The 16,599-nt window shown below is 70.6% G+C and carries 14 protein-coding genes; 9 read left to right on the top strand and 5 right to left on the bottom strand.

The window, feature by feature from the left end:
- Positions 1-8: 8 nt before the first annotated feature.
- The 5 genes from AB0J93_RS02845 to AB0J93_RS02825 all read right to left on the bottom strand — a co-directional run bounded on the left by AB0J93_RS02845 (position 9) and on the right by AB0J93_RS02825 (position 5,472).
- Positions 9-1,442 carry a GH1 family beta-glucosidase gene (locus tag AB0J93_RS02845; RefSeq protein ID WP_363917459.1) on the bottom strand — a complete coding sequence of 478 codons (1,434 nt, stop codon included), beginning with the start codon at positions 1,440-1,442 and terminating at the stop codon, positions 9-11.
- On the bottom strand, positions 1,439-2,281 hold the full coding sequence (locus tag AB0J93_RS02840; protein ID WP_363917457.1) for a carbohydrate ABC transporter permease: 843 nt from the start codon (positions 2,279-2,281) through the stop codon (positions 1,439-1,441). The genes AB0J93_RS02845 and AB0J93_RS02840 overlap by 4 nt, the downstream gene beginning before the upstream one ends.
- A gap of 10 nt (positions 2,282-2,291) precedes the next feature.
- A complete protein-coding gene (locus AB0J93_RS02835) occupies positions 2,292-3,260 on the bottom strand; it encodes a sugar ABC transporter permease (protein WP_363917455.1) in 969 nt (322 codons plus the stop codon).
- A 109-nt stretch (positions 3,261-3,369) separates the two neighbouring features.
- On the bottom strand, positions 3,370-4,659 hold the full coding sequence (locus AB0J93_RS02830; RefSeq protein WP_363917453.1) for an extracellular solute-binding protein: 1,290 nt from the start codon (positions 4,657-4,659) through the stop codon (positions 3,370-3,372).
- Positions 4,660-4,926: 267 nt separating this feature from the next.
- A complete protein-coding gene (locus AB0J93_RS02825; RefSeq protein WP_363917451.1) occupies positions 4,927-5,472 on the bottom strand; it encodes a plasmid pRiA4b ORF-3 family protein in 546 nt (181 codons plus the stop codon).
- A gap of 151 nt (positions 5,473-5,623) precedes the next feature.
- On the opposite strand from AB0J93_RS02825, the gene AB0J93_RS02820 reads away from it, so the two are divergent.
- The 9 genes from AB0J93_RS02820 to AB0J93_RS02780 all read left to right on the top strand — a co-directional run bounded on the left by AB0J93_RS02820 (position 5,624) and on the right by AB0J93_RS02780 (position 16,205).
- The gene (locus tag AB0J93_RS02820; RefSeq protein WP_363917449.1) at positions 5,624-6,370 is read left to right on the top strand and encodes a pyrimidine reductase family protein; all 747 of its coding nucleotides are present in this window, start codon (positions 5,624-5,626) and stop codon (positions 6,368-6,370) included.
- 169 nt (positions 6,371-6,539) lie between these two features.
- The gene (locus AB0J93_RS02815; protein ID WP_363917447.1) at positions 6,540-8,291 is read left to right on the top strand and encodes an ATP-binding protein; all 1,752 of its coding nucleotides are present in this window, start codon (positions 6,540-6,542) and stop codon (positions 8,289-8,291) included.
- Between the two features lie 21 nt (positions 8,292-8,312).
- Positions 8,313-9,461, top strand: a complete 1,149-nt coding sequence (locus AB0J93_RS02810) for an exonuclease SbcCD subunit D (protein ID WP_363917445.1) — start codon at positions 8,313-8,315, stop codon at positions 9,459-9,461.
- On the top strand, positions 9,461-11,935 hold the full coding sequence (locus AB0J93_RS02805) for an SMC family ATPase (protein ID WP_363917443.1): 2,475 nt from the start codon (positions 9,461-9,463) through the stop codon (positions 11,933-11,935). Before AB0J93_RS02810 ends, AB0J93_RS02805 begins: the two co-directional genes overlap by 1 nt.
- A 7-nt stretch (positions 11,936-11,942) precedes the next feature.
- Positions 11,943-12,911, top strand: coding sequence for a hypothetical protein (locus AB0J93_RS02800; protein WP_363917441.1), 969 nt, complete (start codon positions 11,943-11,945; stop codon positions 12,909-12,911).
- Positions 12,911-13,768 (top strand): fused MFS/spermidine synthase, encoded by an 858-nt coding sequence (locus AB0J93_RS02795; protein ID WP_363917439.1) that lies wholly within the window; start codon positions 12,911-12,913, stop codon positions 13,766-13,768. Before AB0J93_RS02800 ends, AB0J93_RS02795 begins: the two co-directional genes overlap by 1 nt.
- Before the next feature lie 83 nt (positions 13,769-13,851).
- Positions 13,852-14,544: a sigma-70 family RNA polymerase sigma factor gene (locus AB0J93_RS02790; protein WP_363917437.1), complete on the top strand. Its 693-nt coding sequence runs from the start codon at positions 13,852-13,854 to the stop codon at positions 14,542-14,544.
- Positions 14,541-15,317 (top strand): zf-HC2 domain-containing protein, encoded by a 777-nt coding sequence (locus AB0J93_RS02785; RefSeq protein ID WP_363917435.1) that lies wholly within the window; start codon positions 14,541-14,543, stop codon positions 15,315-15,317. Before AB0J93_RS02790 ends, AB0J93_RS02785 begins: the two co-directional genes overlap by 4 nt.
- Positions 15,318-15,545: 228 nt before the next feature.
- Complete coding sequence (locus AB0J93_RS02780; protein ID WP_363917709.1) at positions 15,546-16,205, top strand: hypothetical protein; 660 nt, start codon at positions 15,546-15,548, stop codon at positions 16,203-16,205.
- The last annotated feature ends 394 nt before the right edge of the window (positions 16,206-16,599 follow it).

Genomic DNA, 16,599 nt, shown 5'->3' with positions numbered 1-16,599 from the left:
CCATCGCCCTATTGTGCGGCCAGACCGTTGCGTCGGATCACCTCCGCGTACCACCTGGCACTGGACTTGGGGATGCGGGTCTGCTTGTCGTAATCGACGTAGATCATGCCGAACCGCTTCGTGTAGCCCCAGGCCCACTCGAAATTATCCATCAGCGACCAGGCGAAGTATCCCCGCAGGGGGACGCCCGCGCTGATCGCCTCGTGCGAGGCGCGCAGGTGGGCGTCGAAATAGGCCAGCCGATCGACGTCATCGACCTGACCGTCGACGACCTCGTCGACGAAGGCCGAGCCGTTCTCGGTCACGTAGAGCGGAAGGTCCGTGTACTCCTCGTGTACCCGGCGCAGCGTCTCCACCAGACCGGGAGCGTCGATCTCCCAGTTCATGTCGGTCACCGGGACCCCGCGGGTGACGAACCGGACGTCCTCGCTGCCCGGCCAGCAGGCCTGGTCCCGCCAGTAGGCTTCCGGCTGCTCGTCGGGGATCGGCGCAGCCACCACGTGCCGGCTGTAGTAGTTGACGCCCACCACGTCCAACGGGGTGGAGATGGTGGCCAGGTCACCCTCGTGAACGTGGCCGAAGTCGGTCACCTTCGCCAGGTCGGCCACCAGGTCGTCCGGGTAGGCGCCGCGCAGCATCGGGTCGAGGAAGAACCGGTTGGCCAGCGCGTCGATCCGCCGGGCCGCATCGACGTCGCCCGGCGCGTCGCTGGCCGGGGTGACCGGGTACAGGTTGACGGTCACCCCGAGCTGCGCCTGCGGCACCGCCGTACGCAGCGCCTGCACGGCGAGGCCGTGCCCGAGCATCAGGTGGTGTCCGGCACGGACGGCGTCGGCCCCGTCGGAACGACCCGGGGCGTGCACCCCGGAGCCGTATCCGAGGAAGGCCGAGCACCAGGGCTCGTTGAGCGTCGTCCAGTACTTCACCCGGTCACCCAGGGCGTCGGCCACCAACAGGGAGTAGTCGGCGAACCGGGCGGCGGTGTCCCGGGCCGGCCAGCCGCCGGCATCCTCCAACTCCTGCGGCAGATCCCAGTGGTAGAGGGTGAGCCAGGGCTCGATCCCGTTGGCCAACAGCTCGTCGACCAGCCGCTGGTAGAAGTCGAGCCCCTTGGCGTTCGCCGGACCCGACCCGCCCGGCTGCACCCGGGGCCAGGACACCGAGAACCGGTACGACTTCAACCCCAGCTCGGCCATCAGCCGGACGTCGTCGCTGAGCCGGTGGTAGTGGTCGCAGGCCACGTCGCCGGTGTGCCCGGCGACCGTCCGACCCTCGGTGTGGCTGAAGGTGTCCCAGATCGACGCGGTCCGGCCGCCCTCGTTCGCCGCGCCCTCGATCTGGTACGCGGCGGTCGCCGCGCCCCAGAGGAAGCCGGGCGGGAAGGTCAGCGGCGGACGCTCGTCGAGGACACCGACGGCGGGCGGGGTGGCGGGGTTGCTCACGACTTGACTGCACCTTCCATGATCCCGCCGATGATCTGGCGGCCGAAGAGAAGAAAGACGAGCACCAGCGGGATGGTGCCGACCGCCGTGGCGGCGAAGACCTGGGAATAGTCCGTGTAGTAGGCGTACGAGAGGAAGGAGAGCGAGACCTGAAGGGTCGGGTTCTCCGGGGTGAGGATCGCGTACGGCCAGAGGAAGGAGTTCCAGGTTTCCATGAAGGTGAGCAGGCCGAGCACGCCGGCCGCCGGACGCAGCGCGGGCAGCACGATGTTCCAGTAGATCCGGAAGGTGCTGGCACCGTCGACGCGGCCGGCCTCGATCAGCTCGTCGGAGATCGCCTGGCTGGCGTACTGCCGCATCATGAACACGCCGAAGGCACTGACCAGGAACGGCACGGTCACCGCGTAGAGGGTGTCGTACCACCCCAACGACTGCATCATGCTCCAGAGCGGGATGAGGCCCATCTGGGTCGGGATCATCATGGTGACGATGATCGCCAGCAGCAGCACGTTGCGACCGCGGAAGCGCAGCTTCGCGAAGGCGAAGCCGGCCAGGGAGCCGGTGAGCACCACCGACACGGTGACCACCGACGAGACGATGATCGAGTTCATCAGGCCCTTGAGGAAGTTGGCCGCGTCGTTGTCGAGCACCCGGCCGAAGTTGTCACCGAACGCGCCGGAAGGGGTCATCGGCGGCGGCACGTCGTTGATCGACTCCAGGCTGCGGGTGCCGATCACGATCATGTAGTAGAAGGGGTAGATCGACAGCAGCGCCGCCAGGACGAGCGCCATGTAGGTAAGTGGACTGGTGCGCCACAGGCGCTTTGAAGCCGAGATCATCGATCTCTCCTCACTTGGCCGCGCGGCGGACGAGTACGAAGTTGATCAGCGACACGAAGACGATGATCATGAAGATGGCCCAGGCCACCGCGGCTCCGTAACCTGCGGTACTCAGGTTGTAGATGCCCTTCTCGTACATGTACATGGCCAGCGTCTGGAACTCCCGCTGGTTGCCGCCGATGATGCTGCCGTTGGCGAAGAGCAGCGGCTCGGTGAACAGCTGCATGCCGCCGATCGTGGAGAGGATGACCACGAAGATGAAGGTGGGCTTGAGCATCGGCAGGGTGATCTGCCAGAACTGCCGCCACGGGCTGGCCCCGTCGATCGCAGCCGCCTCGTACAGATCCTTCGGGATGGCCTGCATGCCGGCGAGCAGGATCAGGGTGTTGTAGCCGGTCCACCGCCAGTTGACCATCGTGGCGATCGCGGTCCAGGAACTCCACTCCTGTGCGCGCCAGTCGATCTGGTCCACGCCGACGAGGCTGAGCAGCCAGTTGAACAGGCCGAAGTCGCGCTGGAACAGCATGCCGAAGACGATCGCGACGGCGGCTACCGAAACCACGTTCGGCACGAAGATGGCCATCCGGAAGAAGGTCTTGGCGCGCAGCAGGGTCTGGTTGAGCAGGTTCGCCAGGAACAGCGCCATCAGCAACTGCGGGATGGTCGACAGGGCGAAGATGCCGAACGTGTTGACAAGCGCGTTCCAGAAGTATTCGTCGGAGAACAACTCGGTGTAGTTGTCGAACCCGATGAACGTGTGCTCGCCGATCATGTCCCAGTCGTGCAGTGACATCCAGGCGGTGCGCAGCATCGGGTACAGCCCGAAGGCTCCGAAGATCAGGAAAAACGGCGCGATGTAGAGGTACGGGGAGTACTTGAGATCCAGGCGGTTGAAGAGATAGCCCCGGCGGCGTCGTGAGGGGACGTCGGGGGGTGGTGCTGCTGGCGACGGCGGCGCCGTCGTGGCCGACAGGCTCATGCGAGTTTCCTTTTCCAGCGAGGCCCGGGGGCCCTCGCGCAGCATGCTGCGCGGTGGGGACCGACCGGTGGCGTCCGGGTAGTCCCGAACGCCACCGGAAGGGAATCACTCAGAAGACGCCCTGGGTCTGGGCATCCTTAGTGAACTGCTCCCAGGCCGCATCCTTGCTGGCCTGCCCGTTCTCGAACGCCCGCATGGCCGGCTCGAACGCGTTCTCCTTCACCGCCTGGTGCTTCGGGCCCAGGTGGATCGGCTGGATCTGGGCGACGCTCTCGCCGAAGATCTTGCCGGTCGGCGCGTTGCTGAAGTACTCGTTGGTGTAGCTGAGGAAGGCCTCGTTCTTCAGCGCCTCCAGGTTGGTGGGCAGCGGGCCCTTGGCCTTGAAGGCCTCCACCTGGTTGGTGGCGTTGGTCAGGAACTCGGCGAGCTTCGCCGCCTCCTCCGGGTACTTGCTCTGCTCCGGCACGGCCAGCCACGAGCCGCCCCAGTTACCGCCGCCACCCGGCACTGCGGCAACGTCCCACTTGCCCTTGTTGGCCTCGCCGGAGTTGTCCGCGACGATGCCGAGCATCCAGGACGGGCAGAAGGTGGCCGCGAAGGTGCCCTGCTTGAAGCCACCGGACCACTCCGGCGACCAGGTGGACGCCTTGGCGGAGATGTCCACCATCGAGGTGGCGGTCTCCCAGGCGGCCTTCACCGCGGGGCTGGAGTCCGCGATGATGTTGTTTTCCTTGTCGTAGAACAGGTCGCTGCCCTGCTGGAACAGCACGCCGTTCGAGACCGCGGTGATCGAGTCGATGAACGCCTTGCCGGTGGCCTGCTTGTACTTCTGGCCAGCCTGGTGGAAGCCGTTCCAGTCCGGCCAGAGCGCCGAGACCGCGTCCCGCTCGGTGGGCAGGCCGGCCGCCTCGAACAGGTCCTTGCGGTAGCAGACCGCGAGGCTGCCGACGTCGGTCGGCAGGCCGATCAGCCGGCCGTCCGGCGCCTTGCCCAGCTCCCACTTCCAGGGCAGGTAGTCGTCGGCGATCTCGGACGACACCAGCGGAGTCATGTCGGCCCAGTTACGCGGGTTGGCCTTGAACTCGTTGAGGATGCCCTCTTCCAGGGCGGTCACGTCGGCCGCGCCCTTACCGGTGGCGAGGTAGCGGACCAGCTTCGGCCGGTACTCGCCGAGCTGCGCGGTCTTGCGCAGCTCGATCTTGATGCCGGTCTGCTGCTCGTACTGCTTGACAAGCTCGTCGTAGCCGAACTCGCCGAAGGTGTCGACGACCAGCTTCGCGGGCTTCTCGCCCTCGGCCGGCGTGTCGTCGTCGTTGCCGCAGGCCGCGAGCCCGCCGATGGCGGTGATCGCGGCCAGGGTGGCTGCCGCCATGCGGGCACGCCGCGTGGTGAGGCTCATCCTGACCCCTCTTTCGATGGTGAGGCTGCATTTGTCTGTGGTGGGGGGTGCCGCAGCGCCTGCCGGCACCGACTCGGTCAGTCGGCGTCGGCGCCCAAGGGCGCGGTGTGTGATCCACGCCTCTTGGGAACGCTCCCATGAGATTGCCGGCAGGTGTCGGGAGTGTCAATAGTCCAGTGGGAGCGATCCCAGATCGTTACCACGCAGCTCGTTTGACCCGGCAAACAATCGGGAAATGGAGACAGGTTGCGGGTTTGGCAGCGGTGGTCAGCAGAGACGACGCAGCAGGGTGTCCACCCGACCGGCGTCGAAGGCCGCCGGGTCGAAGCCGGCACCCACCCAGTCCCGCATCGTCCGATGCTCCGGGTGGTCCGGCTCGGCCAACGCGGCGAGCAGCACCAGGTAGCCCTGCGGCCCGCCGACGTCCTCCGGCGGGCAGGCCCGCTCCCCGTCGAGGCAACTCGGATAGCGTTCGTCCGCCTCGGCGCCGAAGGCGTCCTCCACCAGCAGATCGTGCTCCCACCAGTCGCCGAAGTCGTACGTGTAGTGGAACCGGCTGCCCTTGCCGACCACCGCGTCCAATCGGACGTCCAACTCGTCGTGCAGGGCCAGCTCGCCGTCGGGGTCGGGTTCGCCGTACTGCACGCCGTCGATCTCGAACGAGTGCAGGTGGCAGTCGCGCCAGCCCATCGCGTGCTGCACCACCCGGTGCAGTCGATCCAGGGTGTAGCCGCCGGGTACCAGCACCCGACGCCAGATCGGCGGACGAACCCCGGACAGGGACATCCTCAGCTGGAAGATCTGACGCGGCATGGGTGTGCCATCCTCCCTCGGCATAGGCTGCGAGCATGATCTGCCGAGCGTGCCGGGCGCGGCGGCACGACGACTGCCCGGGCCGGAACTGGTGCGACTGCCAGCACCGTACCCCCCGACCCACCCCTCCCGTCACCGGTCCGGCCGGCGAATGAACGACGGAGCGCCGGTTTCCGTCCTCTGGCCGGACCCGTCACCCGAGCCGGTGGACGACGACACGCTCATCGCCCGGTACGGCCGCGCCGACCGGCCACACCTGCGGATGAACTTCGTGACCAGCGTCGACGGCGCGGTCAGTCTCGACGGCTACTCGGCCGGGCTGTCCGGCGCACCCGACAAGCGGGTCTTCGGGCTGCTCCGGATGCTCTGCGACGCGCTGCTGGTGGCCGCCGGCACGCTGCGCCACGAGGGTTACCGGGCGATCCGGCTCGACGAGCGACGCCGGGCCTGGCGACGTGCGCACGGGCTGACCGAGTATCCGACCCTGGTCGTGGTCTCCGGCACCCTCAACCTCGATCCGGCCCAGGCCGCCTTCGCCGACGCACCCGTGCGCCCGGTGGTGCTGACTCGCCGCGACGCGCCCGCACCTCCCGGCCTGACCGCCGTGGCCGACCTGGTACGCCTCGGTGACGACCGGGTCGACCTGGTCGCCGGCCTGGCCGAACTGCGCCGTCGCGGGCTCGGTCAACTGCTCTGCGAGGGCGGTCCGCAACTGTTCGGCGCCCTCACCGCCGCCGACCTGGTCGACGAGGTGTGCCTCTCGGTCGCGCCGCTGCTCGCCGGGGCCGGACCGGGCCGGATCACCGCCGGGATACCGAGTCCCGCCCGGAGCCTGCCGCTGCGGCACGTCCTCCGCGCCGACGACGGCACCCTGCTGCTCCGCCACGCCCGGCACTGAGACGACCGATCCGTCACGGACACCCGCCGTCAGAATCCGATCGCCGTGCGCGTTCGGCGCGATGTCGTTACGTGGCCTGCGCCGCGTCGCGTGGCGGCCTGTCGTACTCCTCCGGCAGGATGCAGGGCGTGTGTGCCGACCGCGACGACCGATCGAGCGGAGTTGCCCGATGACCGACCAGGGGTTCGACGGCCCGGGCGAGGGGGTGGGCCGGGTGCTGGGCACCGCCGACGCCACTCCCCTTCAGTTCTGGACGGCGGTCGCCCCGGGCAGCTATCTCCAGCTCGATGACGTGGTGGTGACCCGGCGGGAGTTGCCCGACCGGGAGCCGGTGACCATCGCCGGGGTGGTCACCCAGGTCCGGGCGCGGCACGAGGGCGCGCAGTTCGACTCCGACGTCTTCGCCATCGCCGACGGCACGCTGCCGGCGATGGTGCAGGAGGCCGCCGAGATCACCACCACCCGGGTCGATCCCGAGTTCTACGTGCCGCCGCAGCCGGGTGCCGTGGTGCACCGGGCCGAAGGCGACGCCCGCGCCCGGGCACTGCACTTCGACCGGATGGAACGGCGGATCCCGATGGGCACCGGCCGGGACGGTGTTCCGGTCTACCTGAACGCCGACTTCCTCGACGGCAGCCGGGGCGCCCACGTGTCGATCTCCGGGATCTCCGGGGTGGCCACCAAGACCAGCTTCGCCACCTTTCTTCTCTACTCGGTGTTCCGCTCCGGCCAGCTCGGCGGCGACGCGGTCAACGCCAAGGCGTTGATCTTCAACGTGAAGGGCGAGGATCTGCTCTTCCTCGACCATCCGAACGCCCGGCTCGACGATCCGACCCGGGCCGCGTACGCCCGGCTCGGCCTGGCCGCGGACGCCTTCCCCGACGTACGGGTCTACGCGCCACCCCGGGTCGGTGACTCGTCCGGCACGCCGGACGTGAGCAGTCGACTCACCGGCGTGGACAGCTTCTACTGGACGCTCACCGAGTTCTGCGCCGACCGCCTGCTGCCGTACGTCTTCGCCGACGCCGACGACGAACGACAGCAGTACACGATGGTGGTCCATTCCGTCGCCGCCCACCTGGCCCGGTACGCCCAGCCCGCCGACGGCGGCGTCAGCATCGACGGCGTCCGGCTGGGCAGCTACGGCGATCTGGTCGACCACATCGTCGAGCAGCTCAGCGACGACGAGACGCGCGGCGACTGGGCGGGCAGCGCGGTGGGGCTGGGCACGGTGAACGCGTTCGCCCGCCGGCTGATCGGCAGCAAGAAGGACCTGTCCCGGCTGATCCGTGGCGACCTGGCCACCCGCCGCCCGCACAGCATCAACACCGCCGAGAGCGCCCAGGTCACCGTCGTTGACCTGCACAACTTGCCGGACCGGGCGCAACGTTTCGTGGTCGGTGTGACGCTCAAGAGCGAGTTCGAGCGTAAGGAGAAGTCCGGCACCGCCAAGCCGCTGCTGTTCGTGGTGCTCGACGAGCTGAACAAGTACGCCCCCCGGGAGGGTTCCTCCCCGATCAAGGAGGTGCTGCTCGACATCGCCGAGCGGGGCCGCTCGCTCGGGGTGATCCTGATCGGCGCGCAGCAGACCGCCAGCGAGGTGGAGCGGCGCATCGTGACCAACTCGGCCATCCGGGTGGTGGGCCGGCTGGATCCGGCCGAGGCGTCCCGCCCGGAGTACGGTTTCCTCCCGCCGGCCCAGCGGCAACGCGCGCTGCTGGCCAAGCCGGGCACGATGTTCGTCAACCAGCCGGACATCCCGGTGCCGCTCTGTCTGGAGTTCCCGTTCCCCGCCTGGGCCACCCGGGTCTCCGAGGCCGGGGCCGCGCCGTCACAGACCCTGCGGTCGATCACCCAGTCCGCCGATCCGTTCGCCGTGGTCGGGTCCGGTGGCGGCACCGACGACGACATCCCGTTCTAGCCCGGGGGGTGGGGTAACAGCATGAAGATCCTGCACACCTCCGACTGGCACGTGGGCAAGGTCCTCAAGGGGCAGTCGCGGGCCGAGGAGCACAAGCAGGTGCTGGCCGGGGTCATCGAGATCGCCCGGCGGGAACGGCCCGACCTGGTCGTCATCGCCGGTGACCTCCACGACACCGCGGCACCGACCCCGGAGGCGACCCGCCTGGTCACCCGGGCGTTGACCGCGCTGCGCCGCACCGGCGCGGACGTGGTGGCGATCGGCGGCAACCACGACAACGGTCCGGCCCTGGACGCGCTGCGCCCGTGGGCCGAGGCCGCCGGCATCACCCTGCGCGGCGGCGTACGCGAGGATCCGGCCGAACACGTCATCGACGGCACCACCGCCGACGGGGAACGCTGGCGGCTGGCCGCGTTGCCCTTCCTGTCCCAGCGGTACGCGGTACGCGCGGTGGAGATGTACGAGCTGACCGCCGCCGAGACCACCCAGACGTACGCCGACCACCTGGGCCGCATCCTGGCCCGGCTGACCGAGGGTTTCGACGAGCCGGACCGGGTGCACCTGGTCACCGCCCATCTCACGGTGGTCGGCGCGGCCACCGGCGGCGGCGAACGGGACGCGCACACCATCATGGGTTACGCGGTGCCCGCCTCGGTCTTTCCCGGCACCGCGCACTACGTGGCGCTCGGGCACCTGCACCGCGCCCAGCGGGTGCAGGGGCCGTGCCCGATCCGCTACAGCGGTGCCCCGCTCGCGGTCGACTTCGGCGAGCAGGAGAACGTCCCGGCGGTGACCCTGGTCGAGGTCACCGCGACCACGGCCGCGCGGATCCGCGAGGAACCGGTGACCGCGGCGACCGCGCTGCGCACCGTACGCGGCACCCTCGCCCAACTCGCCGAGATCACCCCGCCGGAGGGCTGGCTGCGGGTGTACGTGCGCGAGCAGCCCCGCGCCGGCCTGCGGGAGGAGGTGCAGCAGTTGCTGCCCCGAGCCCTGGAGATCCGGATCGACCCGGAGCTGGTGCCGGCACCCGGCACCGGCACCCGGGTGGCCCAACGGTCCGGCCGGTCGCCCCGGCAGTTGTTCGCCGACTACCTGGACAGCCGGGGGCATGCCGACGAGGGCGTCCGCGAACTCTTCGACGAGCTGCTCGAGGAGGTTGATCACTGATGCGGCCGATGCGGCTGGACCTGGCCGGTTTCACCGTCTTCCGTGACGCCACCACCATCGACTTCACCGACGCGGACTTCTTCGCCCTGGTCGGGCCGACCGGCTCGGGCAAGTCGACGGTGCTCGACGCGATCTGTTTCGCGCTCTACGGCACGGTGCCCCGCTGGGGCGGTACCCGCGGGCTGGGCAACGCGCTCGCTCCGTCGGCCACCGAGGCGCGGGTACGGCTGGTCTTCGAGTCCGGCGGCGCCCGCTACGTCGCCACCCGGGTGGTGCGTCGGGACAGCCGGGGCAACGTCAAGACCGCCGGTGCCGGGTTGCAGCTGATGCCGGAGGGGTTCGACGTCACCAAGCTGGACACCGGGCTCAGCCCGGAGGATCTCGGCGAGGTGGTCGCCGGGACCCCGGCGGAGATGGACGCGGCCGTGCTGGCGGCGGTCGGGCTGCCGTACGAGCAGTTCACCAGCTGCGTGGTGCTGCCGCAGGGCCAGTTCGCCGACTTCCTGCACGCCCGCCCGGCCACCCGGCAGCAGATCCTGGTCAACCTGCTCGGTCTCGGCGTGTACGAGCAGGTGCAGCAGCGGGCCACGACCCGGGCCGGGCAGGCGGAGGCGAAGCTGGAGGCGGTCGATCAGCTGCTCGCCGGGCTGGCCGACGTCGACGACGTCGCGCTGGAACGGGCCGCCGGCCAGGTCGACCGGATGCGGGAGCTGGCCGGGTCGGTGACCGCCGCCGTACCGGAACTGGAAGCGGCGCGTACGACGGTGCGGGAGGCCAATGCGGCCCTGGCCACGCTCGACGCCGAACTGGCCGCGTTGGACGAGGTTCGGGCGCCGGACGGGGTGGCCGAGGTGGCCCGGGCGGTGACCGCGACGCGGGCCGAGTCCGACGCCGCAGCGGCCGCGGTGTCGCTGGCCGAGGAGCGCGAGGAGAAGCTGCGCGGCGAGCTGGCCGCCGCCGGCGACGAGAGTGCCCTGCGGATGCTGCTGCGGGCGTACGCCGACCGGGAGCAGTTGTCCGCTCAGGCGGAGCAGGCGCGGGCCGCGATGGAAGCGGCCGGCGTCGAGCACGACGCCGCGGTGCGGGCGCTGACCGGGGCGCAGACGGCGGCCGAGCGTGCCGAGGCGGAGCTGGCGGCGGCGTTCCAGGCGCACGAGGAGGCGAAGACCGCCGATCAGGCGACGGCGTTGCGGGCCCACCTGACCGACGGGGACGCCTGCCCGGTCTGCGAGCAGACGGTGGCCCGGGTGCCGGCGATTCCGGCCGGCTCGGCGGTGGCGAGGGCGGTGGCGGCCGGCAAGGCGGCTCGGGCGGCGAACGAGGCGGCCAGGAAGGTCGTCGCCGAGCGGGACACTGCCGCGCGTGAGCTGGAACGGGTGCTGCTGCGCGCCCGTACCGAACATGACGGGCTGCGGACCCGACTCGTCGAGCTGGACGAACGGCTCGCCGGTGCGGCCACCGCTGAGGCGCTGCGGGCGCGGTTGGCGGAGCTGGCCCGGCTGCGGCAGGGGCTGGACGAGGCGACCACGGCGGTCCGCGCCGGCCGGGACGCCGCCCGGCAGGCCAGGGCGGCGGTGGAGGCGGCGCAGGACCGGCTCCGGACGGCGTGGCGCCGCTTCGACGGTGCCCGCGACACGGTGGCCCGGTTCGGGCCGCCGGCCACCGACCGCGACGATGTCGCCGCCGCCTGGGCCACGCTGGCCGAGTGGGCGCGGGAGCAGGCGAAGCGTCGTCGGTCGGAACGGGACGGGCTGGCCACGGCCGTGGTCGAGGCCGAGACGGCGGCCGGCGCGGCGACGGACCGCATCGCCGGCATCTTCGCCGACGCCGGGCTGCCCGCACCGGACGACCCGGTGCGCGCCGCGACCGTCGCCGTGGAGCGGGCCGAGGCCGAGCTGCGCCGGCTGACCGAGCGGCGTGAGCAGGCCGGGACGCTGCGGGAGCAGCGGGCCGGGCACGAACGCGAGGCACAGGTGGCTCGGGCGTTGGCGGGGCACCTGCGGGCCAACAACTTCGAGCGGTGGTTGCTGGCCGAGGCGCTGGACCTGCTTGTCGACGGCGCGTCGGGGATCCTGCGGGAACTCTCCGGCGGCCAGTACGACCTGGTTCACGACAAGGGCGAGTTCTTCGTGGTCGACCACCACGACGCCGGGCTGCGTCGCGGGGTGCGGACGCTGTCCGGCGGTGAGACGTTCCAGGCGTCGCTGGCGTTGGCGTTGGCGTTGTCCGAGCAGTTGGCCGGAATGTCCACCACCGCCGCCAGCCTGGAGTCGATCGTGTTGGACGAGGGTTTCGGCACCCTCGACGCGGCCACCCTCGACACGGTCGCCGCCACCCTGGAAAATCTCGCCGCCCGGGGCGACCGGATGGTCGGCGTGGTCACCCACGTACCGGCGTTGGCCGAGCGCATCCCGGTCCGCTTCGAGGTGCACAAGGACGCCCGCTCCGCCCGGGTGGAACGGACCGGCCGGTGATGCGGACGTGAACCGCTTCTTCGTCGATGCCTGGGATCCGAGCTACGGGGCGTCCTTCGAGGCGTCACCGGCCGGTCCGGCCGCGCCGAGCAGCGCCCAGGTCGAGGCGGAGCACGAGCTGCCGGCGGTGGACTGGCGGGCGATCGGCCCGCGTCCGAGTGTCCGGGCACCGGACGTGGTGCTGCTTGTCGACGGGGTACGCCGGATCGACGCCAGCATCTGGACAGCCGAGGAGGACGGCGGTTCGTTTCCCGGGCTGGCCGCCTCGTACGCGGCCGGGGTGGTGCGCTGCGACCTGGATCGCGGTGCCGCGCAACTGGCCGGCGCCACGGTGCAGCGCGGCCTGTTCACCGCCAGCCCGTCGGCCACCGACGTGGTGGCCGGCAACGTCCGCTACCCGGTACACCGGCTCAGCGGCAGCGGTGAGCTGGCCAAGCTCCCGGCGGCGGTGCAGGGGCCGTTGACCGCCCTGGAGGTGCAGGTCTCGGCCGCCGCGCGTACCGACGACGATCTGCTGGTGGTGGACGGGCCGTTGCGTAACCGGCGGCAGCTGCCGCGCACGCTCGGCTACATCAAGACCCAGCACAGCCAGTACCTCGACGCCCGGCTCACCGCCGTGGTCACCGGTCTCGCGCCGGGCCACCGCTCGCCGGTGTTCCGGCTCGGCACCGCCTGGGGCGGCTGGTCCTGGTATCTGCGGCTACCGGTGGCCGCGGGGGCACCCTGGGCGGGGATCGTACGGCTGGAGTGCTCCGCCGACCTGGAGATCGCCGAGGCGGTGCGGTTGGCCGACCTGTCGCTTGTCACCCTGCCCCGCTTCGCCTCCACCCCGTACAAGGATCCCCGGGCCCCGCAGAACCTCGTTCCGATCGCCGGGCTGGAGCGGCTGCTGCGTTCCCGGCTGGGCGACGCGCGGCTACTGCATCGCGCGCTGACCGTCGCCGCCCGTACCGCCGCCGCCCGGGCTGGGCGCTGATGGGCCGGCGGCGCGACGCCGACCGGATCACCGAGCCTGTCGACACGGGGCTCGCCGAGCTGGTGCCGGATCCGGACCGGTCCGGCTCGTGGACGCTGCTGCTCGACGGCGCACCGCAGTCGCATGTGGACCTGACCGACCCGACGCACCTGGAGTTCGAGTACGTCCGTCGGCTGGCCGCCGCAATCGACCTGGTGGCACCCGAGGGTGCCCCGCTGCGGGTGCTGCATCTGGGCGGTGGTGCGCTGACCCTGCCCCGGTATGTCGCCGCCACCCGTCCGGGCTCGACGCAGCGGGTGGTCGAGGTGGACGGGGCGCTTGTCGATCTGGTTCGGCGGGCGTTGCCGTGGCGGCCCGATCCGCGCCTGAAGGTACGGGTGGGTGACGCTCGGGCGGTGCTCGCCTCGGGTCGGGATGCCAGTTACGACGTGGTGGTCGCCGACGTCTTCGCGGGTTCCCGGACACCGGCCCGGCTGACCTCGGTGGAGTACGCGGCCGAGGCGGCCCGGGTGCTGCACCCGGCGGGCTGGTACCTGGCCAACGTCGCCGACGGCCCGCCGCTGCGCCACGCCCGTGGGCAGGTGGCCACCGTGCGGACGGTGCTGCCCCGGGCGTGTCTGGTCGCCGACGCCGCCGTGCTGCGGGGCCGGCGCTACGGCAACCTGGTGCTCCTCGCCGGCCGTCAGGACCCGCCGGTGGCCGCGCTGGCCCGCCGGGCCGCCGGTGACTGGTTTCCCGGCCGGGTGCTGGCCGACGCGGAGCTCGACCGCTTCACCGGAGGCGCCACGGTGGTGCGTGACGCCGACGCCGTCGACTCGACGCCACCGCCGCCGGGGATTTTTTCCACCCGACGTTGATCCGTTCGGTGCCGCCTTCCGTACCAGTCAGCAGCCATGCCCGTGGGGGGACGGCTTTCTGTCCATGGACGTCGGAGGTCTGCATGCACGCACTGGCGGTCGGTTGGCAGGGCGACCGGGTGCGGGTGGACTGGATGTCCGCCCGGTCCCAGTCGCGGCCGACCACGTCCACCCGTGGGGTCGACTCTCGTGCGGCGGCTCGCCAGAATAGCCCGGTGACGCCGCGACCCACCCCTGGCCGCCACCAGGCTTCCACCACCGAAGCCGCCCACTCCGACCAGTTGGTCCGCACGCTCTACGCGGAACACGCCGGACCGCTGCTGATGTTCGTGATGCGGTTGACCGGCGGCGACCGGCAGCGGGCTGAGGACATCGTCCAGGAGACGCTGCTGCGGGCCTGGAAGAACGCGCACCGGCTGGGTGCACAGGGACAGGGGTCGCTACGGCCGTGGCTGGTGACGGTGGCGCGACGGATCGCCATCGACGAGCACCGCAGCGAGCAGGCCCGCCCGGCCGAGACGTACGACCGGGACCTGACCGCGTTCGCCGAGGCCGACAGCACCGACCGGGTGCTGCGGTCGATGACGGTGGCGGACGCGCTGCGAATGTTGAGTCAGTCGCACCGGGAGATCCTGGTGGCGACGTACTTCCGGGGCCGGACGGTGCCGGAGGCGGCCGAGGAACTCGGTCTGCCACTGGGCACCGCGAAGTCGCGGGTCTACTACGCGCTGCGCGCGCTGCGCACAGCTCTGCAGGAGAGGGGGGTGACGGAATGAGCCGGGTTGACCACATGGACGTCGCCGCGTACGCGCTCGGCGTGCTTGACGAACAGGACATGGAGCGGTTCGAGGAACACCTCGCGACCTGCTGGGCCTGTGCCGGCGAGTTGGAAACGATGGTGCCGGTGGTCGGGCTGCTGTCCGACATCGACGAGGAGTCGATCACGGCGTTGGAGCAGACCCACTCGGATCCGGTCCTGTTGGACCGGACGCTCGTGGCGCTGCGTACGCACCGTCGGCGGGCCCGGTTCCGGCAGGTCCTGGCGACCGCGGCGGCCGTGGTGGTCTTCGGTGGGCTGACCGGTGTCGTGTTCAGCAATCTCGCCGACAGCAGCACGGCACCGCCGCTCGCCGGGCCGACCACGGCTCCGGTGGACCCGCCGAGCAACCGTCCCGGCAGCCCCGGTGACCCGGGTTTCGGCGGCAACGAGCAGGAGGGCGACAAGGTGAACGTCACCGACTCGACCACCGGCGTCGGCGCGACGTTCTTCCTCATCTCGAAGGACTTCGGCACGAGGATGGACTTCAGCCTGAGCAAGCTGCCGGGGCCGCGTACCTGCCGCCTGGTGGTGGTCCGCGAGGACGGCTCCACCGAGGTCGTCTCCACCTGGTCGGTACCGGACGGCGGGTACGGCACCAACGCCAACCCGCAGTTGCTCGCCCTGTCGGCGGCCACGTCGACGAAGCTGGACGACATCAAGCACTTCGAGGTGCAGGAGATCGACTCGCGGGGAGCCACCGACACTCTGGTGACCGTCCCCACGGCCTGATCCACTGTGCACGAAAGGCCCGCCTCGATCGAGGCGGGCCTTTCGCGTCCAGGTTCACCCTCACCGGGCAGGCACAGCGACCTGGGGATACGGACTCACACGCACAGATGGCACAGACGGTTCAACTGCTTCTTGTGAACTTGCCCACCCTTTTGGATTCAACCTTGACAGCGCTCGTCCCGTATTTCCCGGTGAACTTGTCAAGTATGAGGAGGGCACGTGGCACAGATGAAGCGGACCGTCATCGCCGTGGGCGCCATGTTCGCACTTACGGCCTGCGCTCCCGCGGGTTACGGCGGGGCGGACGCGGGCGCGGCCGAGCCGGTCGCCGTCGCCGCGGCCGAGCCCACCGTGACCGCCGACCCCGAGGCCAGCGCCGAGCCGGGCGCCTCGGCGTCACCGGGCGCGGAGGCCGAGACCGACGCTCCCCTGCCCGACGGGGTGGAGCTGACCGACAGCCTGACCGGCAAGAAGTTCCCCCGGATGGGTAGCGCCGTGGTCAACCAGGACGGATTCATCCTGTACCGCTTTGACCGCGACAGCAACGACCCGCCGGCGTCCAACTGCGACGGCCAGTGCGCCGAGGTGTGGCCGCCGGCGCTGACCGACGGTGCCCCGAAGCTCAAGGGCGTCTCCGACGACGCCGTCGGCACCATCACCCGGGAGGACGGCACCCGTCAGATCACCCTCGACGGCTGGCCGCTCTACACCTACATCGGTGACAAGAAGCCGGGCGCCTGGAAGGGCCAGGGCGTCGGTGGCACCTGGTTCGTGGTCAACCCGGACGGCAGCAAGAACCTGGAGTGCCTGCCCAAGGGCACCCCGAAGGCGGTCGCCCCGCCGTCGAAGACCGAGTCGAACGACTCCGACTCCGACTACGACTACTGATCTGTCAGCACATCGGTGGCCGGCCGCAGCCAGCAATGGCGCAGCCGGCCACCGGCGCCTCTCAGGCGCATTCAGCCGTTGCGCGCGGGACACGGCGACTACGACCGCTTGGTTGAAGATCACCGCTAAGCCGAACAGTGGGCAACGCATGGACGAACGGCAAGTATCCCCAGGATCTCCAGGCTGATACATTGCCACACGTCGCGCGCCGACGCGTCCGGCCACGGCATGCCGAGCCTGACACCGCTCCGCGACCGACGAACTAATCGGGGAGTCTCCGGCGTGCCCGGAGTGATACACGTGGGGATCTCGGCTTGTCTGCTGAACCTTTCCGGCAACACGATCAGCACGGCTCGGCCCTGCCAGAAGTGAACCTGCGATGATCGCGCTGCGC

The organism is Micromonospora sp. NPDC049374, assembly GCF_040677165.1.
Classification (GTDB): Bacteria; Actinomycetota; Actinomycetes; order Mycobacteriales; family Micromonosporaceae; genus Micromonospora.
This window is presented reverse-complemented; position numbering and strand designations above follow the sequence as displayed.